Genomic DNA, 23,876 nt, shown 5'->3' with positions numbered 1-23,876 from the left:
TTCGCGTGCCAGCCGCGCCCTTCTTTGCGGCCGCGGGAACACGATTTCAACACGTTGTTTGGAGAGACAAACATGGCAAACCAAGGCGTAAACCGAGGCCGTCGCCGGTTCCTCGTCGCCGCGACATCCGTCGTAGGCGGAGCCGGGGTCGCCGCAGTCGCGGCCCCGTTCCTGGCGTCCTTGCAGCCCAGCGCGCGCGCTCAGGCAGCCGGGGCCCCTGTCGAGTTCGACGTGGCCGCTGTCGAGCCGGGTCAGCGTGTCAGCGTCGAGTGGCGTGGCCAGCCGATCTGGGTAGTGCGGCGCACCGACGAGATGGTTGCCGGTTTGGCCGAGGTGGCCGATCGCCTGCGCGATCCCGACTCCGAAGTGGAAAGCCAGCAGCCGGAATATGCGCAGAACGAGTATCGCTCGCGCAAGCCGGAGATCCTGGTCGTCATCGGTATCTGCACCCATCTGGGCTGCTCGCCGAGCTACCGCCCGGAGATCGGCGATCCCGAGATGGGTTCCGACTGGCAGGGCGGCTGGCTGTGCGGTTGCCACGGTTCGCGCTTCGACCTGGCCGGTCGCGTGTACCGCAACATGCCCGCGGCGACCAATCTGGTGATCCCGCGGCACATGTATCGGAACGATACCTTGCTAGTCATTGGTGAAGATGAAGACGGGGAGGCGATCTGATGGCCAGCAATCCTGATACCAAGATCCAGGGCGGTGTGCTGGGCTGGGTGGACGCCCGCTTCCCGCTCTCCCAGATGTGGAACGAGCATCTGGCGCAGTACTACGCACCGAAGAACTTCAACTTCTGGTACTTCTTTGGTTCCCTGGCCCTGCTGGTGCTGGTCATCCAGGTGGTCTCCGGCATCTTCCTGACCATGTTCTACAAGCCCGACGCCGAACTCGCGTTTGCGTCGGTCGAGTACATCATGCGCGATGTGGAGTGGGGCTGGCTGATCCGCTATATGCACTCCACTGGCGCCTCGATGTTCTTCGTGGTCGTCTATCTGCACATGTTCCGGGCATTGCTCTACGGCTCCTACAAGAAGCCGCGCGAGCTGATCTGGATCTTCGGTGTGCTGATCTACCTGGTACTGATGGCCGAGGCCTTCGCCGGCTACCTGCTGCCGTGGGGTCAGATGTCCTACTGGGGCGCGCAGGTCATCGTGAACCTGTTCCAGACGATCCCGTACATCGGGCCGGACCTGGTGACCTGGATTCGCGGTGACTTCCTGCTGTCCGACGCCACGCTGAACCGCTTTTTCGCACTGCACGTGATTGCCCTGCCGCTGGTGCTGATCATGCTGGTGGCCGCGCACATCATCGCGCTGCACGAAGTGGGTTCCAACAACCCGGACGGCATCAACATCAAGGACCACAAGGACGAGAATGGCATCCCGAAGGATGGCATCCCGTTCCACCCCTACTATTCCGTGAAGGATCTGGTGGGCGTCGGCGTGTTCCTGATGGTCTTCGCCGTGATCATGTTCTTCTTCCCGACCGGTGGTGGCCTGTTCCTGAAGGCCGACAACATGATCCCGGCCGATCCGCTGGTGACCCCGGACCTGATTCCGCCGGTCTGGTACTTCACCTCGATGTACTCGGTCCTGCGTTCGGTGCCGGATCCGTTCCTGGGTGTGATGGCGATGGGCGCCGCGGTGGTGATGCTGTTCTTCATCCCCTGGCTGGATCGCAACCCGGTCCTGTCGATGCGCTATCGCTCGTTCGCGGCCAAGTTCAACCTGGCGGTGTTCGTGGTGGCCTTCGTGATCCTCGGATGGCTGGGCCTGCAGCAGGCCACCAGCGAGGTCAGCGAGATGAGCCTGCGCTTCTCCACGGTCTACTTCGCGTTCTTCTTCGTGCTGTGGTTCCTCAGCAAGGAACGGTCCATGGTCTTCAGCCTGATCGCGTTTGCCGTGGTGGTGGGTATCTACTCCTTCTACGACATCCTGCGCTTCGACCCCGATAGCGCGGGCCTGCTGATGTGGTCCTGGCTGATTCCGACCGTGTATCTGTTCGTGACCATGGTGGTCCCTGCCTTCGCACGTGGCCTGGGCCGTGACCGTGCCGTTCCGGAAAGGGTGACTTCGTAATGAAAACGCTGATTGCAACTACATTCCTGGCCGCTGCGGCTTTGTTCACCGTCCCGGCCGCCTCGGCGGCCGGGTACGACGGTGACCTGGAAAAGGCCAACATCGACGTGACCAACGAGGCCTCGTTGCAGCGCGGTGCCAACCTGTTCATGAACTACTGCATGGCCTGTCACTCGACCGAGTACATGCGCTACAACCGCGTGGGTCGCGATATCGGCCTGACCGAGCAGCAGGTGGAGGAGAACTTCATCTTCATCACCGACGAGGCCGGTGATCCCGTTGGCGTCGGTTCGCTGATGACCAACGCCATGAGCGAAGACTATGGCGAAGAGGCCTTTGGTGTGGTCCCGCCCGACCTGACCATGACCACGCGCATCAATGGCGAGGACTGGGTCTATACCTTCCTGAAGAGCTTCTACATCGACGAGTCGCGCCCGCTGGGCGCGAACAACGAGGTGTTCTCCAACGTCGGCATGCCCCACGTGCTGTGGGAACTGCAGGGCTGGCAGGAAAAGGTCGTCGACGAGGATGGTAACGAGCGTCTCGAACTGGTGCGCTCCGGCCAGATGACGCCCAGCGAGTACGATCGTGCCGTGCGCGACATCGTGACCTATCTCTCGTACATGGGCGAGCCGATGCAGTTGGACCGTCAGCGAATTGGCCTGTACGTACTGATTTTCCTCGGGATCTTCACGATTCTCGCCTACTTCTTGAAAAAGGAGTACTGGAAAGACGTACACTAGGCGGCATGAACCGTAACCGGCGCGCCGATCAGGGACGATCGCGCGCCGGTGTTATTGACCGTCTGCCCGGCACCGGAAACCGTTCGGCCGGGCTAGGGAGAAAGCCATGGCGCTGGTCGCCAACCGTCGTTCCGTTATGACCCTGTTTTCTGCTCACGACTGCGTGCGTTGCCACCGGGTGCGCATCATCCTTGCGGAGAAGGACATCGCCGTGGATGTCGTCAATCTCGGGCCCGATGAACTGCCCGAGGATCTCTCCGACCTGAACCCGTACAACGAGGTCCCGACCCTGGTGGATCGCGACCTGGCCCTGTACGGCACGCACGTCATCACCGAGTACCTGGATGAACGCTTTCCGCATCCGCCGCTGATGCCGGTGGATCCGGTCTCGCGGGCGGCGGCGCGGCTGGCGCTTTATCGCGTGGAGCGTGACTGGTACGAGGGTCTCGATGCCGTCAACCAGGCCTCCGGCTCCGGCTTGACCAAGGCGCGCAAGATCCTGCGCGAAAGCCTGGTCAGCTCGGCCGAGATCTTCGAGCTCAAGCCGTATTTCCTGAGCGACGAGTTCTCGATCGTGGACTGTGCCATCGCCCCGGTGATGTGGCGGCTTCCCGCCGTGGGCATCGATCTGACGGCGTTGCCGCAGGCGATTCAGGAATATGCCGATCGCGTCTGCAAGCGTGAATCGTTCCAGGTGAGTCTGACCGAGGCCGAGCGCGAGCTTCGCCTGTGACTTCGTCGCGCCCCTATCTGCTCCGGGCTCTGTGGGAGTGGGTTACGGATAACGGCTTCACGCCGCATCTCCTGGTCGACGCCACAGTCGAAGGGGTGATCGTTCCGGAGGCGTTCGTCGACCAGGGCAAGATCACGCTCAACGTCGGTCCGACCGCAGTGCAGGCCCTGAACATCGGTGACGAGGCGGTGGCCTTCTCGGCCCGGTTCGCGGGCAGCCCGATGGATGTCTTTGTGCCGATGCAAGCCGTGCTCGCGGTCTACGCGCGCGAGAACGGTCAGGGGATGATGTTCGGCAGCGAGCCGGGGCCCGGCCCCGACGACGACGGTCCGGGCACGCCTCCGGACGGCTCTGGTGATGACGGGGGCGGGGAGGATTCGCCGGCCCCGAAGCGCAAGGGTCCGGCACTGAAGGTCGTGAAGTAGGGCCCCTTCCGGGGCCCTTTTCTTTTCCGGGCCCTGCTGGGGAGGGGATTCCCTTGCCCGGTACCTGGCTAGGCGGGTCCGCCGGGCGCCTTGCCCGGGTTCAGGATGTTGTCCGGGTCGAACGTTCGCTTGATGCCGGCCATCAGTCCCAGTGCCACCGGGTCCAGTTCCCGGCTGATATACGGTCGCTTCACCAGCCCGATGCCGTGTTCGCCCGAGAGCGTCCCGCCCAGCGACAACACCAGGGTGAAGACGCCGTCCAGGCAACGCTCCGCCGCCGCGAGTTCCGCCGGGTCATCCGGGTTCACCAGCAGGTTTACATGAATGTTGCCGTTGCCGGCATGGCCGAAGTTCACGATCTTGATGGCGTGTTCCGCGGCCAGCCGGTCGAGCCCGGCAATCAGGTCGGGAATGCGCGAGACCGGCACGACCACGTCTTCGTTGATCTTTTTCGGCGCCACCGTGCGTAACGCGGGTGACAGGGCCTTGCGCACGGCCCAGAGCGCCTGGGCCTCTTCCGGGGTGTCGGCGCTGAGGGTCTGCACGCAGCCTTCGCCCTCGGCCGCGCGCCGGATGCCGGCGGTGGTGGCCTCGATGCCGGCTTCGGTGCCATCGGTCTCGATCATCAGGATCGCGCCGGCAGCGGCGGGCAGGGGGCAATCCGGCGCGTAGGCGCGGATCATCGTGATCGCGGAATGGTCCATGAACTCCAGCGCCGACGGGACCTCGGCGCGCGCCATCAGCCGGGATACGGCCCGGGCCGCGGCGTCGACATCGCGGTAGACCGCCTGGATCAGGCGGGTCGCTTCCGGCTTGGGTGTCAGGCGCAACGTGGCCTCGGTGAGCACGGCCAGGGTCCCTTCGGATCCGATCAGCAGACGGGTGAGGTCGTAGCCCACCACCCCCTTGGTGGTATGGACGCCGGTGCGGAATGCCTCGCCGGTTCCGGCCACGCCGGACAGGCCCAGGGTGTTGTCACGCGGGGTGCCGTATTTGACCGCGTGCGGGCCGGCGGAGTTATAGGCGAGATTGCCACCGAGCGTGCAATAGGCGCTACTGGTGGGGTCCGGCGGCCAGAAGAAGCCCGTGGCGCCTGCCGCCTGCTGGATCTCGCCGTTGGTGGCGCCCGGCTCCGCGATCAGCCAGCGATTGTCCGGATCAACCTCCAGGATGCGGTTCATGTGCTCGAATGACACCACCAGCCCGCCATGGTCCGGGACCGCGGCACCGGTGGTGCCGGTGCCGCGTCCGCGGCTGGTCAGGGCCACGCCCAGGCGCCGGCAAAGGCGCACCAGCTCGCGCACCATATCGGCGTCCCGTGGGAAGGCGACGGCGTCGGGCACCGCATGCAGCTTCGAGTTGTCGGCACCGTAGGTCCAGCAGTCCGCGGGATCGAGCAGACGATCGCCGGGCGCCAGGAGCTGTTCCAGTTCGCGAGCCAGAGGGGTCATCGGTGGGCGCTCACGGGGTGGATGCCTGGATGGCGTCTTGCAGCCATTCGATCCGGTCCTGGCCATCCAGGGTCATCACATCAAAGCGGACCGGGCCGTTCCAGGCGCTTTCCTGCAGATACGCCTCGGCCACCCGCAACAGGCGTTCACGCTTGCGCCGGTCGATGCTCTCTGCGCCGCCCCCAAAGCCCGGATGGCTGCGCTTGCGTACTTCCACCAGCACCAGGGTATCGTCCTCGAGTGCGACCAGGTCGAGCTCGCCGTAAGGGCGGCGGACGTTACGCGCACGGATCTGCAGCCCGTGTGCCTCCAGGTAGTCCGCGGCTCGCTTCTCGGCGGCCTGCCCCGAGGCACCCGGGCGAAACACTCAGGATTCTCCGGGGTGTACGTCGATGCGTCGGGGCTCGCCGCCCTCGAAGCGCGCCCAGGCCGGTTCTCTCACCCACTCGTGGTTGAAGGGGTTTAGGCTCCAGGTGCCAGCGCCGCCGGTTAGCTGATGATGGGGGGCGTTGCGAATCCCGTCCTGGCGCAGGCTCAGGCGCATCGCGTCCATGCCCAGGGCGACAAACCGGGGGAGTGCCTCGTCGCGTGCTTGTTCGTCGTCCGCCAGTGGGCTCACCCGGTCGAACAGCCGGGGGGTATCGGGGAACACGATCCCGTTGAGATCGGCGTCGCGATTGGCATCCGGGCGTCCGGAATAGACATGGGGCGTGGCCATCATCGGGAGCTGGCTGGCCCGGTGGAAATGGAGATGCGGCACGATGCGCCGAACTTGCGGCGCCGTGCCGGCAATGAAGATGTGGTCCACATCCGCGCGCACCTGAGGGTCGCCTTCCAGTTCCAGCCCGGTCCGGCGTGCCACATCGCGAATGCGCGCCTCGCTCTGCTGGATGCCGAGTGCATTGCCAATGGTGGCGTTCAGCTCCCCGGCGCTGGGCTGGATGCGAATGACGTCTCGCGGGCGCCGGTCTTCGTCGGCCAATGCCGCCCGGAAGGCACTTGCCACGCGATCGCCGAAGGCCCCTTCCGGCAGGAGCACCAGCGGGTGATGCCAGCCGGCGCGGGCCGCCCGGTCGGCCACCGCACGGGCATCCTCTTCCGGATTCAAGGCCAGCGTTGTGAGTTCGCTGGGGGTCGAGACTTCCGTGCGGTTCAGCAGGATGGTCGGGAGGGTCTGATCGCTAGCGGCCACCTGGCTTACCGACTCACGCCGCAGCGGACCGATGATGCGCGCGACGCCGGAGTCCACGCCACGCCGGTACAGGGCGGCCGCGCCGTCCGGCTCGCCGCGCGTGTCGCGCACGATCAGCCGGCCGTTGCCGCCACCCTCCGCGTAGTAGGCGCGGGTGATTCCGTCGAGTATGGCGTTGCCCAGTGCGGCCAGGTCGCCCGACAGTGGCAGCAGCACCAGGGTGTCCCCAGGCGCGTCCGCGACCAGCGGGTGGCTGGCGACGAGTTCCGGTAGCAGGCTGTTGGCCGGATGCGCGGGATGGCGCTCGCGCCACAATCCGGCGGCCAGGTGCGCCTGTTCCTCGGTATCGGCGGCGCGCAGCAGTCGGAACAGGCTGACCCAGGCATCCCCATCCGGCGGGTGGTTGCCCACGATCCGGTCGCGCTGGGCCGGGCGCAGGGCTGCGAGCAGCCCCCATATGCGCTGCTGATTCTCGGCGTGTGTGTCGGGCTCCATGATCAGCAGGCGGTCCAGGCGCAGCCGGGTGTCCAGGGCCTGATACCATTGGCTCTCCTGTTCCAGCATCCGGGCGTGCAGGGCAAGCCCCTGGCGATAGACCTCCGGGGATCGCGTGGGGTCGTCCGGGTCGTCTGCACCCAGTCGTTCGCGGGCGAGCTCCCAATCCCGTTGCGCTGCTGCGAGTCGCGCCCCTAGAAGGCGGGCTTCCTGGGTGTCACGCGCGGCGTCGGGAAGCTCGGCCCACAGGGCTTCGGCCCGGTCCAGCTGGTCCGGCGTCGCGGGATCGAGCGCTAGCACGGCCTCGATGGCGCGGCGCACCAGGTCGGGCTCCGGCCGCGAGCGGGCCTCGCTCAGCAGCAGGCTGGCGCGCACCTCGGGAGGCAGTTCGGCCAGGTCCGGCCGCACCTCGGCGTCCGGGGTCGGCTCCGGATCCGGGCGCGGCGTGGCACAGCCCGCCACGATGGCCGTGGCCAGCAGCAACAGGGCAAGACGGGACAGGGGCCGGGTATGCCCGGCGCGTTCGGGGATTCGGGTCACGATAGCGGTTCGTCAGCGAATGAGGAGTCAGTATTGAAAGCGCATCAGGCCGTGTCAACGAACTGGGGCACGTTGTGGGTGGTGGCTACCCCGATTGGTAATCTTGGAGATATGAGCCCGCGGGCGGGCGAGCTCCTCGGTCGGGTGCAGCGCATTGCGGCGGAGGATACGCGACACAGCGCCGGACTGCTGGCCCATCTGGGCGTGCACACGCCGCTGGTCAGCCTGCACGAGCATAACGAGGCGGAGCGTATTCCCTCGCTGCTGGAGGCGCTGAGGGCGGGGGACTCCGTCGCGCTGATTTCCGATGCCGGCACGCCGCTGGTGTCGGACCCGGGGTTTCGGCTGGTGAGGGCGGCGCGCGAGGCCGGGTTGGATGTGCGCGCCGTACCGGGTCCCAGTGCGCCTCTGGCGGCGCTGGCGGTTGCCGGGCTGCCGTCCGACCGCTTCTGCTTCGAGGGCTTCCTGCCGCATGCCGCCGGGGCGCGCCAGCGGCGGCTGGAGGCATTGCTGGTCCAGCCGGTCACTACCATCCTGTTCGAATCGTCGCATCGTGTTCGCGCGGCCGCCGCCAACCTGGCGCAGCTGGCACCGGGGCGGGAGGTCTTCCTGGCGCGGGAGTTGACCAAGCAGTTCGAGGAACACTATCGCGGCCCCGCCGGCGAACTGCCGGCCTGGCTGGATGCCGACAGCAACCGCACCCGCGGTGAGTTCGTGCTGATCCTGGGCCCGGCGCCCGCGCCCGACACGGGGGGCGAGGCCGACATGCCCCTGTCCGACGAGCACGAGCGCCTGCTCGCGGCACTGCTGCATGAACTCCCTCTCAAGCGTGCGGCCCGCCTGCTCTCCGATGCCACCGACCTGCCGCGCAACCGCGTCTACGCCCGCGCCCTCGCCCTCAAGGACGCCGGAGAATAGGACTGGTTTGGGTCCGCAATGAAGCGTGCGCAGACACGCAGCGGGTCAAGGTCAGAAGCCATCGGCAGGAAGGTTTGGAAGAACGGAAATAATCATTGTTGGCGGGGATGGCTGGCTGCGTTCCGGCATCGTGGCGATAACCCTGTCGTTCGTTGAATTGATTGCCTTCCGATCGTCCCCTCTTCCTGTGGGCTGCTCTTGACGTCCTTCGTGTCTTGGTGTGCTTCGTTGTGGACGGAGGCCCTTGGGGCAGGCCGTTGAAAAGGCTTGCGTTCGCGCACGCGGCGGCGTACAAGGAGCGCGGGAGTCGGCCAGGCAGTCGCTGCATCCTCGGATGTGGAGGAAAGTCCGGGCTCCATAGGGCAGGACGCCAGGTAACGCCTGGGCGGCGCGAGCCGACGGAAAGTGCCGCAGAAAATATACCGCCGATGGTCCGGTTCGCCGGGTACAGGTAAGGGTGAAATGGTGCGGTAAGAGCGCACCGCGCGACTGGTAACAGTTCGTGGCAGGGTAAACCCCGTCCGGAGCAAGGCCAAATAGGGGTGCATGGTGTGGCCCGCATCGCACCCGGGTAGGCTGCTCGAGGCGTCCGGTGACGGACGTCCCAGATGAATGACTGTCCTCGACAGAACCCGGCTTACGGCCGGCTCCCACTTTTTCCCACGATCAAGCCCCCGCGGCCGCCCCGGTCTGCGCGTGCACGGCTGTGTGTGCGGCAAACTTGTAAGGTGATGCATTAAGTTTGAGCCTCAACGCGAGGCTTTTAATACCCTTCTCCCCGCTCTTTCGTCCGCCTCGGGGTGGGTGCGCTAAGTCTCTGTGATTCAACGCTTATTTTTCGTTTTTCGGGGTCGATTTTCTTGACTCTGGAGGATGCCCGTACCTATAGTGTCGGAAAGTGGGTCAAAGTGGGGAAAGGTGGGTAACCACCGTTATCAGCGATGTTTCGAGGCGTTAGCCAGCTCAATCTGGATGCGAAGGGCCGCCTGGCCATGCCGGCGCGGTATCGCGACGACCTCGCTGCGAGCTGCAACAGTCAGCTGGTGATCACGGTTGATCCCTCCCGCTGCCTGCTCTTGTACCCGTTCCCCGAGTGGGAGCGCATTGAGCAGAACCTGATGTCCCGCCCCAACATGAATCCCAAGGTGCGCAATCTGCAGCGCCTGCTGGTGGGCCATGCCACCGAGTGCGAGCTGGACGGCAGCGGCCGCCTGTTGCTGCCCCCGCCCCTGCGTCAGTACGCCGGCCTGGAAAAGCGGGTGGTGCTGCTGGGCCAGGGCAAGAAGTTCGAGATCTGGGGCGAGGCCGCCTGGGAGGAGACCTGCGCCCAGGTGCTGGGGGGTGACGTGGATGATGAAGCGCTCGAGTCCATCGCGTTGTGACGGACATGGAAGCCGTCTCCCACATCCCGGTGCTGCGCGACGCGGTGCTGGAGGGCCTGGCCGTGCGCGCTGACGGCTTTTACGTCGATGGCACCTTCGGCCGCGGTGGACACAGCCGGGCGATCCTGGATCGCCTGGGCCCGGACGGCCGGCTGCTGGCCATGGATCGCGATCCGGAGGCCGCCACGGCGGCCGCCTCGTTTGCCGATGATCCGCGTTTTGCCTTCGAGGCCGCGCCGTTCTCGACCATGGCCGCCACGCTGGAACGGCGTTCGCCGGACCGGGGTCCGGACGGCGTCTTTCTGGACCTGGGCGTGTCCTCGCCCCAGCTGGATACGCCCGAGCGCGGATTCAGTTTTCAGCACGACGGCCCGCTGGACATGCGCATGGATCCGAACAGCGGCGAGAGCGCGGCGGAGTGGCTGGCGCGGGCCGACGAGACCGAGATCGCGAATGTGATCTATCAATACGGCGAGGAGCGCCACTCGCGGCGCATTGCCCGGGCCATTGTGGCTGCACGCACCGAGGCACCCCTTAGCCGCACCGGCGAACTGGCCGAAATCGTTCGCCGGGCGGTCCCGAAACGCGAGCCCGGAAAGCACCCGGCCACTCGAACCTTCCAGGCGCTGCGCATCTTCGTGAACGCGGAGCTGTCCGAGCTGGAGCAGTGGCTGGCGACGATCCCCGATGTGCTCCCGCCTGGTGCGCGGCTGGTGGTGATCAGCTTCCATTCACTGGAAGACCGACTGGTAAAGCAGGCCCTGCGCAAGCCGGTGTCCAGCGTGCGCCTGCCGCGCGGCCTTCCGGTGATGCCGGAGGAGCCGGAGCGCAAGCTGCGCCCGGTCGGCAAGCCGATCCATGCCGATCGCGAGGAGCAGCGCATCAATCCGCGTTCGCGCTCGGCCGTGCTGCGTGTCGGGGAGCGACTCTGATGGTTGCGCGCGGGCTCCTGGCGGTGGCGCTGGCAACCGGGGTGTTTGCCTCGGCGGTTGGGGTGGTGGCGGCCAAGCATGAGTCGCGCCAGGCCTTTATCGACCAGCAGCAGGCATTGAGCCAGCGCGATGTCCTGAATCTCGAGTGGACGCAGTTGCAGATCGAGCAATCGACCTGGGCGACCCAGGGCCGGGTCGAGGAGCAGGCGCGCGAGCGTCTCGACATGATTCAGCCCGATTCGGATCGCATCGTGGTGATCGGGGGTAGCTCGTGGGCGCGCTGAAGCGGCAGATCAGTGGTGGCCGTCTGAAGGTCGTGATCGCCGTGTTCGCCGTCGCGAGCGCCGCGTTGCTGTTGCGCGCCGTCGATCTGCAGGTCCTGGAGCGCGACTTCCTGACCAAGCAGGGCGAGCAGCGCCAGGTGCGCACCCTGACCGAGTCCGCGAACCGCGGCATGATTACCGACCGTCACGGCGAACCCCTGGCCATTTCGGCCCCGGTGCAGACCGCCTGGGCCAACCCGCAGGACTTGATGGGCCAGCGCGAGCGCTGGCCGGATTTGGCCGCGGCGTTGGAGGTGGAGCCGGACTGGCTGGCGGAGCGTATCGAGGCGCGTGCCTCGCGCGAATTCATCTACCTGCGCCGCCAAATGTTGCCGGATCAGGCCGAGCGCGTAGCGGCCCTGCGCATCCAGGGCGTCGGCCTGACCCGCGAATTCCGGCGTTATTACCCGCATGGCGAGGCCACCTCGCATGTGCTGGGCTATACCAATATCGACGATCAGGGCCAGGAGGGCGTGGAACTGGCCTTTGACCAGTGGTTGTCCGGTCATCCGGGCGCCAAGCGGGTGCTGCGCGACCGTTATGGCCGCAGCATCCGTGATGTCGCCAGTATCCGCCCCGCGCGTGACGGCAACACCCTGGCCCTGACCTTGGATCAGCGCCTGCAATATCTGGCGTACCGCGAACTGAAGACCGCGGTCGCCGAACACAATGCCCGTGGCGGCTCCGCTGTCCTTCTGGACGCCCGCAGCGGCGAGATCCTGGCGCTGGTCAATCAGCCCGGATTCAACCCGAACAATCGCGGTGCTATCCGTTCCGATCGCGCCCGCAACCGGGCCATCACCGATACCCTGGAGCCCGGTTCGGTGATGAAGCCGTTCACCGTGGCGGCCGCCCTGGATGCCGGGGTGGTGGACGTCAACGCCACCCTGGAGACCGGCCCGGGCACCATGCGGGTGGGGCGCCTGACCGTGCGCGACCTGCGCGACTACGGGACGATCGACCTCACCACCCTGATCGCCCGTTCGAGCAATGTCGGGGCCACACAGCTGGCTTTGGATACCCCCGCGGATCGTTTCTGGAAGACCCTGCATCAGGCGGGCTTCGGGCAGGCGCTGGGTACCCATTTCCCGGGCGAGGCCACGGGGCGTCTGCGCGATTTCACCACCTGGCGCGAGGTCGAACAGGCCACGCTCGGTTATGGCTACGGGCTGTCGCTGTCGCCGTTGCAGATGGCGGCCTCCTACACCGCCTTTGCCAATGACGGCGAGCGGGTGCCGGTGCGTCTGGTGCGCACCGCCGACGATCTGCGCGAGTCGGCGCAGGTGATGACTCCGCGTACTGCCCGCCAGGTGCTGGCAATGATGGAACATGTGATCGGTACCGAGGGCACCGCGCGCCAGGCGGCGATCGACGGTTATCGCGTGGCCGGCAAGACTGGTACCAGCCGCAAGAGCGGTCCGGGCGGTTATACCGAGGACCGCTATTTTTCGAGTTTCGTCGGCCTGGCCCCGGCCTCCGATCCGCGTTTTGTCATGGCCGTGGTGATCGACGAGCCGGATGCCGGCGTCTACTACGGTGGGGCGGTCGCGGCGCCGGTGTTCCGTAATGTCGTCGGTTCGGCCCTGCGCATGTTCAACGTGCGCCCGGACGCGATGCCGGAGGTCCCCATGCGCCTGGCCGCGGATCACGAGGGGACGCCATGATGGCCGCCCGTGATACCCGAGGCGGGGCCGGACCGGTGCTGGGCGATTTGTTGCCGGCCGATCTCCGGCGCCCCGACCTGGCGGACTTGCCGGTCGCCGACCTGGTTCAGGATAGCCGCCGGGTCGCGCCCGGCACCGCCTTTGTGGCCCTGGCCGGCACGCACGGCCATGGGCTGGCGTATGCTGCCGATGCCGTGGCACGGGGTGCCGGCGTGATCCTGTGGGACGAGGCCGGAACCCCGGAAACATTCCCTGCTGTGCCGATGCTCCATGTGCCGGGCCTGCGGGAACGGCTGCCGCAGATGGCGCGCGGATTGTTCGGTAGCTGGCCGGAGGCGGCCCCGCTGGTGGCGGTGACCGGTACTGACGGCAAGACCTCGGTCACGCACCTGATCGCGTTGGCCCTGGAGACCCTGGGTCGGCCCACCGGTCTGATCGGCACGCTCGGCGTCGGGCGACCGGGCCACTTGGTGGATACCGGACACACGACCCCGGGCGTACTGGACCTGCATCGCCACCTGGCCGAGCTGGCCGCGGCCGGTTGTGGTGCCGTGGCGCTGGAGGCCTCCTCGCACGGTTTGGCACAAGGGCGCCTCGCCGGAGCCCCGATCAGCGTCGGGGTGCTCACCCGACTGAGCTCCGATCACCTCGATTTCCACGGTAGTCAGGAGGCGTATGCGGCAGCCAAGGCGCGGCTGTTTGTCTGGCCTGGCCTGCAAACGGCGGTCCTGAATATCGATGATGCCTTTGGACGCCAGGTTGTGGAGCATCTGCCGGCGGGCGTTCAGGCCCTGACCTACAGTGCCCTGGGCGCACCCGCCGATCTGCGCGCCCGAGACGTGGAGGCCACTGCCGAAGGGCTGCGTTTCACCCTCGAGGCCGATGGCCGGGCCTATCCGGTTCGTTCCACCCTGTTCGGCCTGTTTCAGGTCGGCAATCTGCTGGCGACCCTCGCCACCCTGCAGGGCCTCGGGGTAGAGCGCGAGGAGGCGATCGCGGCAGTCGCCGAACTCCCCGGCGTGCCCGGCCGCATGGAGCGCTTCCCGCTCGCTAACGGGGCCTTGGCGGTGGTCGATTACGCACATACCACCCAGGCCCTGGAGGCTGCATTGCAGGCGCTTCGACCCCATGTACGCGGGCGCCTGAGCGTGGTGTTCGGCTGCGGCGGCGACCGCGATCGCGGCAAGCGCCCGGCAATGGGCCAGGTGGCCTGCCGGGAGGCCGACGTGATCTTCGTGACTGATGACAACCCGCGCGGAGAAGACCCGGCCGAGATCCGCGCCGAGATCCTTGCCGGCTGCGCCGATTCCGCCGAATGCCACGAGATTGGCGATCGCGCAACAGCGATTGCCAGTGCGCTGGCCGAGGCCGTTGCCGGGGATGTGGTGCTGGTGGCCGGTAAGGGTCACGAGACGACCCAGGAGATCCGCGGTCAGCGCTATCCGTTCAGCGACCGCGAACAGGTGCAGGCCCGGGCGTGCCGGCACCCGCAGGACAGGCGTGGCCAGGACCGCGCGATCAGGGGGGAGGGACAATGATTCGAATGACCAGCCAGGAACTGGCCGAGGCGGTCCATGGGCGCCTGCAAGGGGCCCCCGACACGGCCTTCGAGGGCGTGTTTACGGACACTCGCGAGCCGTGCCCGGGAGCGCTGTTCATCGCGTTGAAGGGGCCGAATTTCGATGCCCACGCACAGGTCGGTGCCGACCTGCCGGCGGCCGTGCTGCTGGTGGAGCGGGCGCTCGATGTGCCACAGCCGCAGATCATCGTGGCCGATACCCGCGAGGCCTTGGGCCGCCTGGGCCGCCATTGGCGGCGCCAGAGCCGCGCGCGGGTGATTGCCCTGACCGGCTCCAATGGCAAGACCACGACCAAGGAGATGCTCCGCTGCATCCTTGAGGGGGTTGGGTCGGTGCATGCCACCGCGGGCAACCTGAATAACGAGATCGGCGCGCCGCTGACATTGCTGGCGATGCCCTGTGAAGTCGACTACGCGGTCATCGAACTGGGCGCCAATCATGCCGGTGAGATCGGGCGCATGGCGCGCTGGGTCGAACCGCAGGTCGCCATGATCACCAATGCCGGTCGGGCCCATCTCGAGGGCTTCGGCAGCCTGGAGGGCGTCGCCCATGCCAAGGCCGAGATCTACTCCGGTCTCCCGGCCCAGGGCGGCACCGCGGTCATCAATCTGGATGATCCGTTTGCCGACTACTGGCTGTCGCTGAACGAGCATCACCACTGCCAGCGCTTCTCGCTGGAGGGTGGCGGCGAGGTGGAAGGCATGTGGCAGGCCCCGGACCGGCTGCGTCTGTCCATCCTCGGCGCCGTCCGCGATCTGCGCCTGGCCGGCCCCGGTCGCCACGTCGCAGCCAATGCCGTGGCGGCCGCGGCCGCGGCGAACGCGGTCGGTATCGGGATTGACCGAATCGTCGACGGGCTCACCCGCTGGAAGCCGGTGCGCGGCCGTCTGCAGGAGCTGTGGCACGTCAGCGGCGCGCGGATTTGGGACGACAGCTACAACGCCAATCCGGACTCGCTGCGGGCCGGGCTCGAGGTGCTGGCGGCGATGCCCGGTCGGCGCATCCTGGTGCTGGGTGCCATGGGTGAACTGGGCGCCGCCACGCCGGCGTTGCACCGGGAAACCGGGCACCTGGCCCGCGCGGTGGGTATCGAACACTGCCTGGCGCTGGGCGATGCCGCGCGCGACAGCGCCGAGGGCTTTGGCGACGGCGGCGAGTGGTTTGCCGACCACGCCGCGCTGCGCTCGCGCCTGGAGGACCTCCTGGGGGAGGGCACCACGGTCCTGGTAAAGGGCTCGCGCAGCCAGCACATGGAACAGATCATCGAGGGGCTGGACCTGGCCTCGTCAGCGCCGGAGGTGGCGAATGCTGTTCGCGCTGACTGAATACCTGAGCCAGTTCTATTCCGGCTTCACGGTCTTTCAGTACCTGACCGTTCGCGCCATCCTCGGGGTGGTTACCGCATTGGCGATCGCGCTGTTGATCGGGCCGGCGATGATCCGCCGCCTGACGGTCGGCAATGTCGGCCAGCAGATCCGCGATGACGGTCCCGAGTCGCACCTGACCAAGGCCGGCACGCCGACCATGGGTGGTGCCCTGATTCTGGTGGCAGTGGCGGCGGCGACCCTGCTGTGGAGCGATCTGACCAACCGCTTCGTCTGGCTCGTGCTGCTGACCACCCTGGCGTTCGGCGCCGTGGGTGGCTGGGATGACTACCTGAAGCTGCGCTACGGCAACAGCAAGGGCCTCTCGGCGCGCGCCAAGCTCCTGTGGCAGACGCTGTTCGCCCTGGTCGCCGCGGGGGTGATTATGTACACCGCGCAGGGGCCGGTGGAGACGACCTTCTACCTGCCGGTGTTCAAGGACATCCAGTTCAGCCTGGGCTGGCTGTTCATCCCGCTGGTCTGGCTGGTGGTCGTGGGGTCCTCCAATGCCGTGAACCTGACCGATGGGCTGGATGGCCTGGCGATCATGCCGGCGGTGCTGGTGGCCGGCGCCCTGGGCGTGTTCGCCTACGCGGCGGGCCATGCGGTATTCGCCGACTATCTCGGTATTCCGGCGGTACCCGGCGTGGGCGAGGTGGTGATCTTTACCTCCGCCCTGGTCGGCGCCGGGCTGGGATTCCTGTGGTTCAACACCTACCCGGCGCAGGTCTTCATGGGCGACGTCGGGGCGCTCGCGCTGGGCGCGGCCCTGGGCATGCTGGCGATCATCACCCGTCAGGAGATCGTGTTGCTGATCATGGGGGGCATTTTCGTATTGGAGACGCTTTCGGTGATGCTCCAGGTCGCCTCTTTCAAGCTCACTGGGCGGCGAATCTTCCGCATGGCGCCGCTGCACCATCACTTCGAACTCAAGGGCTGGCCGGAGCCGCGCGTGATCGTGCGTTTCTGGATCCTGACCGTGGTGTTCGTCCTTGTCGGTCTTGCGACCCTGAAGGTGCGCTGATCCCATGACGCGAACCGGCGACAACAACCTGATCGTGGGCCTCGGGGCGACCGGCGTGTCGGTTGCCCGCTTCCTGCGTGCGCAGGGAGAGCCGTTCGCGATCACCGATACCCGCGTGGCGCCGGCCGCGCTGGAGACCGAGGGTGCCAAGGCCTGGCTGGCCGATGCCTGGGTCGGGCCGCTGGATCGACTGGACGTCGCGGGCTTTGCCCGCATCATCGTCTCGCCCGGGGTCGCACTGGAGCACCCGGTCCTGCAACGGGCGCGTGCCGCCGGTGCCCGCCTGACCGGAGACATCGACCTGTTCGCCGAGCAGGCGGGCGCCCCAGTCATCGCGATTACCGGCTCCAACGGAAAGAGCACGGTGACCGCGCTGGTCGGCGAGTTGCTGCGCGCCGCCGGCCTGCGGGTGGCGGTGGGTGGTAACTACGGCACCCCGGCGCTGGACCTGCTGGAGCAGGCCCCGGACCTGTACGTGCTGGAGCTGTCCAGTTTCCAGCTGGAGCGCAGCGACATGTTGGCGCCAGCGGCCGCCGCCATCCTGAATATCTCGCCTGATCACCTGGATCGCTACGCCGATCTGGATGCGTATGTGCGTGCCAAGGCCCGCATCCTGGATCGCGCCGAGCGCGGTGTGTTGAACCGCGAGGACGCCTGGCTGCGCGAGATCACCCTGCCGCCGGGTCTGAAGGTGATCTCCTTCGGTCTCGATGCGCCGGCCGGCCCGGACGATTTCGGGGTGCGCCCGTCCAGCGCGGATGCTCCGGACCTGGTGCGCGGTGACCAGGTCCTTCTCTCGACCGGCCATCTGCGTCTGCGTGGACAGCACAACTGGGCCAACGCCCTGGCCGCGCTTGCCCTGGTCTGGCCGTGGCTGGAGGCGGGCGAGCCGCGCGCACGCGCCATGGCGGCCCTGGCCGAGTTCGCCGGTCTGCCGCATCGCTCGCAGTGGATTGCCGAAGTGGGCGGTGTCGCCTACATCAATGACTCCAAGGGCACCAATGTCGGCGCGACCCTGGCGGCCCTGCGCGGTACGCCCGGGCCGCTGGTGCTGATCGCGGGCGGGCAGGGCAAGGGTCAGGACTTTACGCCGCTGGCCGATTACGTCCCGGGCAAGGTCCGTGGTGTGGTGCTGCTCGGCGAGGACGCGCCAACGATCGCCCGGGCCCTGGCCTCCGTGGTCCCGGTCCAGCGCGTGGACGATATGGCCGCCGCGGTTGCGCAGGCCGCTGCCTGGGCGGAACCCGGGGATACCGTCCTGCTGTCGCCCGGTTGCGCCAGCCTGGACATGTACCCGAATTATCAGGCGCGCGGCGACGACTTCGCGCACGCGGTGCGGGAGCTGGCAGCATGAGTATCTCCAGCACCCGCCTCGGACTCCCGGATCGCGGCCTCGTCGCCGGCCTGCGCGACCATGTGGACCTGCCCCTGCTCGCCGTCGCGGCGATCCTGCTGGGGATCGGCCTGGTGATGGTCGCGTCCGCCTCCATGGGGCTGGGCGAACGTTATTTCGGCAACACCTGGCACTTTTTCCAGCGCCAGGTCATTTTCGCCGCCATCGGGCTTGCGGTGGCGACCTTCCTCTGGGTGGTCCCGCTGGCGCGCTGGGAACGTTCCGGGCCGTGGCTGCTGATCCTGGTGATGGCGTTGCTGATCGCAGTGCTGATCCCGGGTGTCGGGCGCACGGTCAACGGCGCGACCCGCTGGATCCCGCTGGGGATGTTCAACCTGCAGGTCGCCGAGCTGGTGAAGCTGCTGGTGGTGATGTACCTCGCCGGTTACATCGTGCGTCACTATTCGACGCTCCGCCTGCACTTCCTCGGTTTTATCCGCCCGCTGATCGTGCTTGGGGTGGGCACCATCCTGCTGTTGCTGCAGCCGGACTTCGGCGGCGCCGCGATCATGCTGGCGATTGGCATGGGCATGCTGTTCCTGGCCGGTGCGAAGCTTTGGCAGTTCGCCGCGCTGGCGGGCACCATCGCGGCGGGGATGGCGGTCGTCGCGGTCGCGGCGCCATACCGCGTGGCGCGCCTGACGGCGTTCCTCGATCCCTGGCAGGATCCGTTTGCCACCGGTTTCCAGCTGACCCAGTCGCTGATCGCGATCGGCTCCGGCGGCTGGTTCGGGGCCGGGCTCGGCAACAGTGTGCAGAAGCTCTTTTACCTGCCCGAGGCGCACAACGACTTCCTGTTCGCGGTGTTTGCCGAGGAGTTCGGCTTCGTCGGTGTGGTGGCCCTCATCGCGCTGTTCGGAGTCCTGGTCTGGCGCTGCATCCAGATCGGTTTGTACGCCGAGCGCGCAGGGCATGCCTTCGGCTCGCATCTGGCCTTTGGCGTGGCCATCTGGATGGGCCTGCAGGCGTTCCTGAACCTCGCGGTGAACATGGGGCTGCTTCCGACCAAGGGCCTGACCCTGCCGTTTCTCAGTTACGGCGGCAGTTCGCTGATCGTCTCGCTGGCGGCTATCGGCCTGGTGATGCGCGTGTACCGCGAGGCCCAGGTGCCGGCCCCGCGCGCCGCACCCCCGGCGCGCCGCCGGCGTGGGGGTGCCGCATGAGGGCCCCGCGCATCCTGATTATGGCCGGCGGCACCGGGGGCCATGTGTTCCCGGGCCTGGCAGTGGCCACCCTGCTGCGGGAACGCGGTGCCGAGGTGCGCTGGCTGGGCACGGCCCGCGGCGTGGAATCGCGGCTGGTGCCGGCGGCCGGGATCGAACTGCATACGCTTCCAATCGCCGGCATCCGCGGCAAGGGCCTGGTCGGGCTGGCACTCGCACCCTGGCGGCTCGGCATTTCGCTGTGGGCCGCCCTGGGTCTGATGACGCGTCTGCGCCCGGACGCCGTGATTGGCTTTGGTGGGTTTGCCGCCGGCCCCGGGGGACTAATGGCGGCCGCCATGGGCCGGCCGCTGGCAATCCACGAACAGAACGCCGTGGCCGGTCTCACCAATCGCTGGCTGGCGAAGGTGGCGGACCGGGTCTACGCCGGCTTCGAGCACAGCTTCCCCGAGCGGGTGGCGGTCACGGTGGTGGGCAACCCGGTGCGCGCCGCGATTGCGGAACTTCCGGCGCCGGAGGCGCGTTTCGACGAGCGCGAGGGCGCCCTGAACCTCCTCGTCCTGGGCGGCAGCCTGGGCGCCCGTTCGCTCAATCGCACGCTGCCCGCGGGACTGGCGCGCGTGGCCGTGGAGCAGCCGCTGAACATCCGTCACCAGGCGGGCGAGCGCACCCTCGACGAGGCCCAGGCCGCCTATGCGGAGGCAGGTCTGGAGGCGGAGATCAGCGCCTTTATCGAAGACATGGCCGCGGCCTATGCCTGGGCGGACCTGGTGATCTGCCGCGCCGGGGCGCTCACCGTGGCCGAGGTGGCCGCGGCCGGCGTGCCGGCGATCTTCGTGCCCTATCCACATGCGGTGGACGATCATCAGACCGCGAATGCCGAGGCCCTGGTGCAATCCGGTGCCGCCTGGCGGGTCGCGGATGCCGAGCTGGACGCTCAGCGGGTCTACGAGCTGGTCGCCCCGCTGGACCGCGAGGCCCTGCGTGCGCGTGCCTTGCTGGCCCGCGCACAGGCCCGCCCCGACACCGCACGGCGCCTGGCCGATGCCTGCATGGAAATGGCGGGCGCCCGCCGGGAGGGATCGTCATGAATGCCCCGCGCCTGCCACGCCATGCGATGCGTCGTATCCGCCGGATCCATTGTGTGGGGATCGGGGGGTCCGGCATGAGCGGGATCGCCGAGGTCCTGCATCAACTGGGATATCAGGTCTCCGGATCCGATCTCGGGCAGTCGGCGATGGTCGAACGCCTGAAGGGCATGGGTATCCCGGTGGTGGCGGCCCATACCGAATCGAACGTGGCCGATGCCGACGTGCTGGTGGTTTCCAGTGCGATCAATCCGAGCAACCCCGAGGTCCAGGAGGCGCGTCGGCGCGGCATCCCGATCGTGCGCCGCGCCGAGATGCTGGCCGAACTGATGCGCTTTCGCTATGGCATCGCGGTCGCCGGGACCCATGGCAAGACCACGACCACCAGCCTGGTCGCCAGTGTGCTGGCGGAGGCCGGGATGGACCCGACGTTTGTGATTGGCGGACGCCTGAACAGCACGGCGAGCCACTCGAATCTCGGCGCCGGGGACTATCTGGTGGCCGAGGCCGACGAGAGTGACGCGTCCTTCCTGCATCTGCAGCCGATGATCAGCATCGTGACCAATATCGATGCCGATCACCTGGGGACCTATGGCAACGACTTTGGCCAGCTGCGGGCGACCTTCCTGGAATTCCTCCACCACCTGCCGTTCTACGGCATTGCCGTGCTGTGCGCCGACGACCCGCAGGTGCGTGATCTGTACCCGGAACTGGAGCGCCCGCGCCTGACCTACGGCATCGAACAGGACGCCGACGTGCGCGCCCTGAATGTGCGCCAGGAAGGCGTGCGCATGTACTTCGACCTCGCGTTGCCCGGTCAGGCTGCGTTCCCGGTGACGCTGAACCTGCCCGGGCGCCACAACGTGCTCAATGCCCTGGCGGCGGCGGCTGTCGCGCACGAGCTGGAGGTCGCCCCCGAGGCGATCCAGGCCGCGCTGGCGCGCTTCCAGGGTATTGGGCGGCGCTTCCAGGTGCAGGAGCTGCGGACCGCACAGGGGGCCCTGACCCTGGTCGACGACTATGGCCATCACCCGCGCGAGATTGCTGCCACTCAGGCGGCCGCGCGCGATGCCTGGCCGGGCCGCCGCCGGATCACCATCTTCCAGCCGCATCGTTATACCCGCACGCGTGATCTGTTCGAGGACTTCGCCGAGGCCCTGTCCGAGACCGACGTCCTGATCCTGCTCGAGGTGTATGCCGCCGGGGAGGACCCGATCCCCAGCGCCGATGGCCGCAGCCTGGCGCGCGCCATTCGTCTGCGCGGGCGGGTGGAGCCGGTGTTTGTCGAGCGCGCAGAGGATGTGATCGGTGTGCTCGCGGGGATGCTGCGGCCGGACGATGTCGTGCTCGCCCAGGGTGCCGGCGATATTGGCCGTCTGGCCGGGCTGCTCCCGCAGCAGCTGGGGACCGCCGGCGAGGAGGAATCATGATGGCCGCCCGCGCTGTGGACTCGTCGATGACTCCGTTCGCGCAGGCCACGCGTGGCCGGTTGCAGGCGCAGGTTCCGCTGGCCGGGCTGACCTCCTGGCGCGCAGGCGGCCCGGCCGACTGGCTGTTCCAGCCGGCGGACCTTGACGACCTGGTCGCTGCCCTGCGCGATCACGCGACCCACGCGCCGCAGATGCCCGTGACCTTCCTCGGCCTGGGCAGCAACGTCCTGATTCGTGACGGCGGGCTGGACGGCCTGGTCGTGCATCTTTCCGGAGTGCTGAACGAACGCCGGCGCCTGGACGGCGATCGCCTGCTGCTTGGGGCCGGGCTGGCCTGCGCCCAGGCCGCGCGTTTCGGGGCCCGCGAGGGGCTGGTCGGGGCCGAGTTCCTGGCCGGCATCCCCGGGACTGTGGGCGGCGCGCTGCGGATGAACGCCGGCGCCTGGGGTGGCGAGATCTGGCCCCTGGTGGAGGCGGTCTCCACGGTGGATGCGCGCGGCGAACTGCATACCCGCACCCCCGCGGACTACACGATCGGCTACCGCAGTGTCCACGGCCCCGAGGCGGAGTGGTTCACCGGCTGCGTGTTGCAGCTGGCCGCGGGTGACCCTGACGTCGGGACCCGGCGCATCCGCGAGTTGCTGCGCGAACGATCCGCGAAGCAGCCGTTGGGGTTGCCATCCTGCGGGTCGGTGTTCCGCAACCCGGAGGGCGATCACGCCGCGCGCCTGGTCGAGGCCGCCGGTCTGAAGGGACTGCGCCACGGGGCGGCGGAGATCTCCCCCAAGCACGCGAATTTCATCACCCACGACGGCAGCGCGCGCGCCGCCGATATCGAATGGTTGCTGCGTCATGCCCAGGACGAGGTGCAGCGGCAGTTCGGGGTGCACCTGGAGCCCGAGGTCCGGGTCCTGGGTCGGCCAGGGGCTACGCACGAGGCAAGCGAGGGAACGGCATGAGCAAGCGAAGTGCACAAGATTATGGCCGTGTCGCGGTCCTGATGGGTGGCTGGTCTGGCGAGCGCGAAGTCTCGCTGCACAGTGGTCAGGCGGTGCTGGCGGCACTGCAGCGCCAGGGTGTCGATGCCCATCCCCTGGACCTGACCCGCGAGACGGCGCGCTGCCTGGCCCTGGAGAACTTCGACCGGGTCTTCATCGTGCTCCACGGGGAGTGCGGCGAGGACGGGACCCTGCAGGGCTGTCTGGACATGGCGGGCATGCCTTACACCGGGACCGGCGTGCTCGGTTCCGCATTGGGCATGGACAAGCTGGCCTGCAAGCGGCTGTGGGCGGGGAGCAATCTGCCGAGCGCCCCCTATCGTCTGCTCACGCCGGGGTTCGACCCCGACGCGGTGGCCGATGCACTGGGCCTGCCATTGATCGTGAAGCCCGCGCGCGGCGGCTCCAGCCTGGGGATCACACGGGTGGATCGGGTGGCCGATCTGCCGGCCGCCTTCGAGGCCGCGCGGCTGCAGCCGGGGCAGGTGTTCGCGGAGCAGTGGATCAGCGGACGCGAGTACACCGTCGCGATCCTCGGCAACGAGCCGTTGCCGGTGGTGGAGATCCGCACCCCGGGCGGTTTCTACGATTACCACGCCAAGTACGAGGCCGACGATACCGGCTACATCTGCCCGCCGCCGCTGGATTCCAGCGCGTTGCTGGAGTTGCAGTCCATGGCCATCGCCGCCTTCGCGACGCTGGAGGGTTGCGGCTGGGGACGAGTGGACATCCTGCAGGACGAACATGGCGAGAACTTCCTGATCGAGGTGAACACGATCCCGGGCATGACCGACCACTCGCTGGTGCCCAAGGCTGCCGCGCAGGCGGGCATCGACTTCGACGAGCTGTGCCTGCGCATCCTCGATTCCAGTTTTGAGTGTGGAGGACTGCGTTGAACGCACGCCGCACAACGCGACCCGCGCGCCGCCCGCAGGCGCGGGGACCGTCGCCGTT

22 protein-coding genes and 1 other RNA gene are annotated in these 23,876 nt (G+C 67.7%); 20 read left to right on the top strand and 3 right to left on the bottom strand.

Going from position 1 to position 23,876, the window contains the following annotated elements:
• Positions 1 to 72: 72 nt before the first annotated feature.
• The 5 genes from petA (at position 73) to F618_RS0107110 (ending at position 3,985) form a co-directional block, all read left to right on the top strand.
• Positions 73 to 675 carry a ubiquinol-cytochrome c reductase iron-sulfur subunit gene (gene petA / locus F618_RS0107130; RefSeq protein WP_026287943.1) on the top strand — a complete coding sequence of 201 codons (603 nt, stop codon included), beginning with the start codon at positions 73 to 75 and terminating at the stop codon, positions 673 to 675.
• Positions 675 to 2,084, top strand: a complete 1,410-nt coding sequence (locus F618_RS0107125) for a cytochrome b N-terminal domain-containing protein (RefSeq protein WP_018168241.1) — start codon at positions 675 to 677, stop codon at positions 2,082 to 2,084. The genes petA and F618_RS0107125 overlap by 1 nt, the downstream gene beginning before the upstream one ends.
• Complete coding sequence (locus F618_RS0107120; protein WP_018168240.1) at positions 2,084 to 2,827, top strand: cytochrome c1; 744 nt, start codon at positions 2,084 to 2,086, stop codon at positions 2,825 to 2,827. Before F618_RS0107125 ends, F618_RS0107120 begins: the two co-directional genes overlap by 1 nt.
• Before the next feature lie 106 nt (positions 2,828 to 2,933).
• Positions 2,934 to 3,560: a glutathione S-transferase N-terminal domain-containing protein gene (locus tag F618_RS0107115; RefSeq protein WP_018144481.1), complete on the top strand. Its 627-nt coding sequence runs from the start codon at positions 2,934 to 2,936 to the stop codon at positions 3,558 to 3,560.
• On the top strand, positions 3,557 to 3,985 hold the full coding sequence (locus tag F618_RS0107110) for a ClpXP protease specificity-enhancing factor (RefSeq protein ID WP_018144480.1): 429 nt from the start codon (positions 3,557 to 3,559) through the stop codon (positions 3,983 to 3,985). The genes F618_RS0107115 and F618_RS0107110 overlap by 4 nt, the downstream gene beginning before the upstream one ends.
• A gap of 68 nt (positions 3,986 to 4,053) precedes the next feature.
• On the opposite strand, the gene F618_RS0107105 is transcribed toward F618_RS0107110, so the two are convergent.
• From F618_RS0107105 to F618_RS0107095, 3 genes are read right to left on the bottom strand one after another with little or no spacing between them, the layout of a single operon-like run.
• The gene (locus F618_RS0107105; protein ID WP_019568163.1) at positions 4,054 to 5,436 is read right to left on the bottom strand and encodes an FAD-binding oxidoreductase; all 1,383 of its coding nucleotides are present in this window, start codon (positions 5,434 to 5,436) and stop codon (positions 4,054 to 4,056) included.
• A gap of 10 nt (positions 5,437 to 5,446) precedes the next feature.
• On the bottom strand, positions 5,447 to 5,803 hold the full coding sequence (locus F618_RS0107100) for a YraN family protein (protein ID WP_018144478.1): 357 nt from the start codon (positions 5,801 to 5,803) through the stop codon (positions 5,447 to 5,449).
• A complete protein-coding gene (locus F618_RS0107095) occupies positions 5,804 to 7,663 on the bottom strand; it encodes a penicillin-binding protein activator (RefSeq protein ID WP_019568162.1) in 1,860 nt (619 codons plus the stop codon).
• Positions 7,664 to 7,741: 78 nt separating this feature from the next.
• Here F618_RS0107095 and rsmI point away from each other — a divergent pair, with 78 nt between their 5' ends.
• From rsmI to F618_RS0107025, 15 genes are all read left to right on the top strand, one after another.
• Positions 7,742 to 8,581 carry a 16S rRNA (cytidine(1402)-2'-O)-methyltransferase gene (gene rsmI, locus F618_RS0107090; RefSeq protein WP_196800400.1) on the top strand — a complete coding sequence of 280 codons (840 nt, stop codon included), beginning with the start codon at positions 7,742 to 7,744 and terminating at the stop codon, positions 8,579 to 8,581.
• 303 nt (positions 8,582 to 8,884) lie between these two features.
• An RNA gene (gene rnpB / locus F618_RS15175) (RNase P RNA component class A) lies at positions 8,885 to 9,236 on the top strand.
• Positions 9,237 to 9,522: 286 nt separating this feature from the next.
• Positions 9,523 to 9,963, top strand: a complete 441-nt coding sequence (gene mraZ, locus F618_RS0107085; protein WP_018144475.1) for a division/cell wall cluster transcriptional repressor MraZ — start codon at positions 9,523 to 9,525, stop codon at positions 9,961 to 9,963.
• 5 nt (positions 9,964 to 9,968) lie between these two features.
• On the top strand, positions 9,969 to 10,895 hold the full coding sequence (gene rsmH, locus F618_RS0107080) for a 16S rRNA (cytosine(1402)-N(4))-methyltransferase RsmH (RefSeq protein WP_018168235.1): 927 nt from the start codon (positions 9,969 to 9,971) through the stop codon (positions 10,893 to 10,895).
• Positions 10,895 to 11,179, top strand: coding sequence for a cell division protein FtsL (gene ftsL, locus F618_RS0107075; RefSeq protein ID WP_018168234.1), 285 nt, complete (start codon positions 10,895 to 10,897; stop codon positions 11,177 to 11,179). Before rsmH ends, ftsL begins: the two co-directional genes overlap by 1 nt.
• Complete coding sequence (locus F618_RS0107070; RefSeq protein ID WP_018939016.1) at positions 11,167 to 12,882, top strand: penicillin-binding protein 2; 1,716 nt, start codon at positions 11,167 to 11,169, stop codon at positions 12,880 to 12,882. Before ftsL ends, F618_RS0107070 begins: the two co-directional genes overlap by 13 nt.
• A complete protein-coding gene (locus tag F618_RS0107065) occupies positions 12,879 to 14,420 on the top strand; it encodes a UDP-N-acetylmuramoyl-L-alanyl-D-glutamate--2,6-diaminopimelate ligase (RefSeq protein WP_019568160.1) in 1,542 nt (513 codons plus the stop codon). Before F618_RS0107070 ends, F618_RS0107065 begins: the two co-directional genes overlap by 4 nt.
• Positions 14,417 to 15,787 carry a UDP-N-acetylmuramoyl-tripeptide--D-alanyl-D-alanine ligase gene (gene murF, locus F618_RS0107060; protein ID WP_026331182.1) on the top strand — a complete coding sequence of 457 codons (1,371 nt, stop codon included), beginning with the start codon at positions 14,417 to 14,419 and terminating at the stop codon, positions 15,785 to 15,787. Before F618_RS0107065 ends, murF begins: the two co-directional genes overlap by 4 nt.
• Positions 15,768 to 16,850 (top strand): phospho-N-acetylmuramoyl-pentapeptide-transferase, encoded by a 1,083-nt coding sequence (gene mraY / locus F618_RS0107055; RefSeq protein WP_018176146.1) that lies wholly within the window; start codon positions 15,768 to 15,770, stop codon positions 16,848 to 16,850. Before murF ends, mraY begins: the two co-directional genes overlap by 20 nt.
• A gap of 4 nt (positions 16,851 to 16,854) precedes the next feature.
• Positions 16,855 to 18,204 carry a UDP-N-acetylmuramoyl-L-alanine--D-glutamate ligase gene (gene murD, locus F618_RS0107050; RefSeq protein ID WP_019568158.1) on the top strand — a complete coding sequence of 450 codons (1,350 nt, stop codon included), beginning with the start codon at positions 16,855 to 16,857 and terminating at the stop codon, positions 18,202 to 18,204.
• Entirely contained in the window at positions 18,201 to 19,406 is a 1,206-nt protein-coding gene (ftsW, locus tag F618_RS0107045; RefSeq protein ID WP_019568157.1) for a putative lipid II flippase FtsW, read from the top strand. Before murD ends, ftsW begins: the two co-directional genes overlap by 4 nt.
• A complete protein-coding gene (gene murG / locus F618_RS0107040; RefSeq protein WP_026330486.1) occupies positions 19,403 to 20,497 on the top strand; it encodes an undecaprenyldiphospho-muramoylpentapeptide beta-N-acetylglucosaminyltransferase in 1,095 nt (364 codons plus the stop codon). Before ftsW ends, murG begins: the two co-directional genes overlap by 4 nt.
• Complete coding sequence (murC, locus tag F618_RS0107035) at positions 20,494 to 21,924, top strand: UDP-N-acetylmuramate--L-alanine ligase (RefSeq protein WP_018168227.1); 1,431 nt, start codon at positions 20,494 to 20,496, stop codon at positions 21,922 to 21,924. The genes murG and murC overlap by 4 nt, the downstream gene beginning before the upstream one ends.
• Positions 21,921 to 22,883 carry a UDP-N-acetylmuramate dehydrogenase gene (murB, locus tag F618_RS0107030; protein WP_018952157.1) on the top strand — a complete coding sequence of 321 codons (963 nt, stop codon included), beginning with the start codon at positions 21,921 to 21,923 and terminating at the stop codon, positions 22,881 to 22,883. The genes murC and murB overlap by 4 nt, the downstream gene beginning before the upstream one ends.
• Positions 22,880 to 23,818 (top strand): D-alanine--D-alanine ligase, encoded by a 939-nt coding sequence (locus F618_RS0107025; protein ID WP_018168225.1) that lies wholly within the window; start codon positions 22,880 to 22,882, stop codon positions 23,816 to 23,818. The genes murB and F618_RS0107025 overlap by 4 nt, the downstream gene beginning before the upstream one ends.
• Positions 23,819 to 23,876: the final 58 nt, after the last annotated feature.

Source organism: Thioalkalivibrio sp. ALMg13-2 (genome assembly GCF_000381185.1).
Lineage (GTDB): Bacteria > Pseudomonadota > Gammaproteobacteria > Ectothiorhodospirales > Ectothiorhodospiraceae > Thioalkalivibrio > Thioalkalivibrio versutus.
Note: the sequence above shows the minus strand (reverse complement) of the source record. Positions and strands in the feature narration are given on the sequence as shown.

Bases quoted from the DNA above. Each gene is read 5' to 3' on its own strand.
- petA (WP_026287943.1), top strand. From the start codon at position 73: ATGGCAAACCAAGGCGTAAACCGAGGCCGTCGCCGGTTCCTCGTCGCC.
- F618_RS0107125 (WP_018168241.1), top strand. From the start codon at position 675: ATGGCCAGCAATCCTGATACCAAGATCCAGGGCGGTGTGCTGGGCTGG.
- F618_RS0107120 (WP_018168240.1), top strand. From the start codon at position 2,084: ATGAAAACGCTGATTGCAACTACATTCCTGGCCGCTGCGGCTTTGTTC.
- F618_RS0107115 (WP_018144481.1), top strand. From the start codon at position 2,934: ATGGCGCTGGTCGCCAACCGTCGTTCCGTTATGACCCTGTTTTCTGCT.
- F618_RS0107105 (WP_019568163.1), bottom strand. From the start codon at position 5,436: ATGACCCCTCTGGCTCGCGAACTGGAACAGCTCCTGGCGCCCGGCGAT.
- mraZ (WP_018144475.1), top strand. From the start codon at position 9,523: ATGTTTCGAGGCGTTAGCCAGCTCAATCTGGATGCGAAGGGCCGCCTG.
- rsmH (WP_018168235.1), top strand. From the start codon at position 9,969: ATGGAAGCCGTCTCCCACATCCCGGTGCTGCGCGACGCGGTGCTGGAG.
- ftsL (WP_018168234.1), top strand. From the start codon at position 10,895: ATGGTTGCGCGCGGGCTCCTGGCGGTGGCGCTGGCAACCGGGGTGTTT.
- F618_RS0107065 (WP_019568160.1), top strand. From the start codon at position 12,879: ATGATGGCCGCCCGTGATACCCGAGGCGGGGCCGGACCGGTGCTGGGC.
- murF (WP_026331182.1), top strand. From the start codon at position 14,417: ATGATTCGAATGACCAGCCAGGAACTGGCCGAGGCGGTCCATGGGCGC.
- mraY (WP_018176146.1), top strand. From the start codon at position 15,768: ATGCTGTTCGCGCTGACTGAATACCTGAGCCAGTTCTATTCCGGCTTC.
- murD (WP_019568158.1), top strand. From the start codon at position 16,855: ATGACGCGAACCGGCGACAACAACCTGATCGTGGGCCTCGGGGCGACC.
- ftsW (WP_019568157.1), top strand. From the start codon at position 18,201: ATGAGTATCTCCAGCACCCGCCTCGGACTCCCGGATCGCGGCCTCGTC.
- murG (WP_026330486.1), top strand. From the start codon at position 19,403: ATGAGGGCCCCGCGCATCCTGATTATGGCCGGCGGCACCGGGGGCCAT.
- murC (WP_018168227.1), top strand. From the start codon at position 20,494: ATGAATGCCCCGCGCCTGCCACGCCATGCGATGCGTCGTATCCGCCGG.
- murB (WP_018952157.1), top strand. From the start codon at position 21,921: ATGATGGCCGCCCGCGCTGTGGACTCGTCGATGACTCCGTTCGCGCAG.
- F618_RS0107025 (WP_018168225.1), top strand. From the start codon at position 22,880: ATGAGCAAGCGAAGTGCACAAGATTATGGCCGTGTCGCGGTCCTGATG.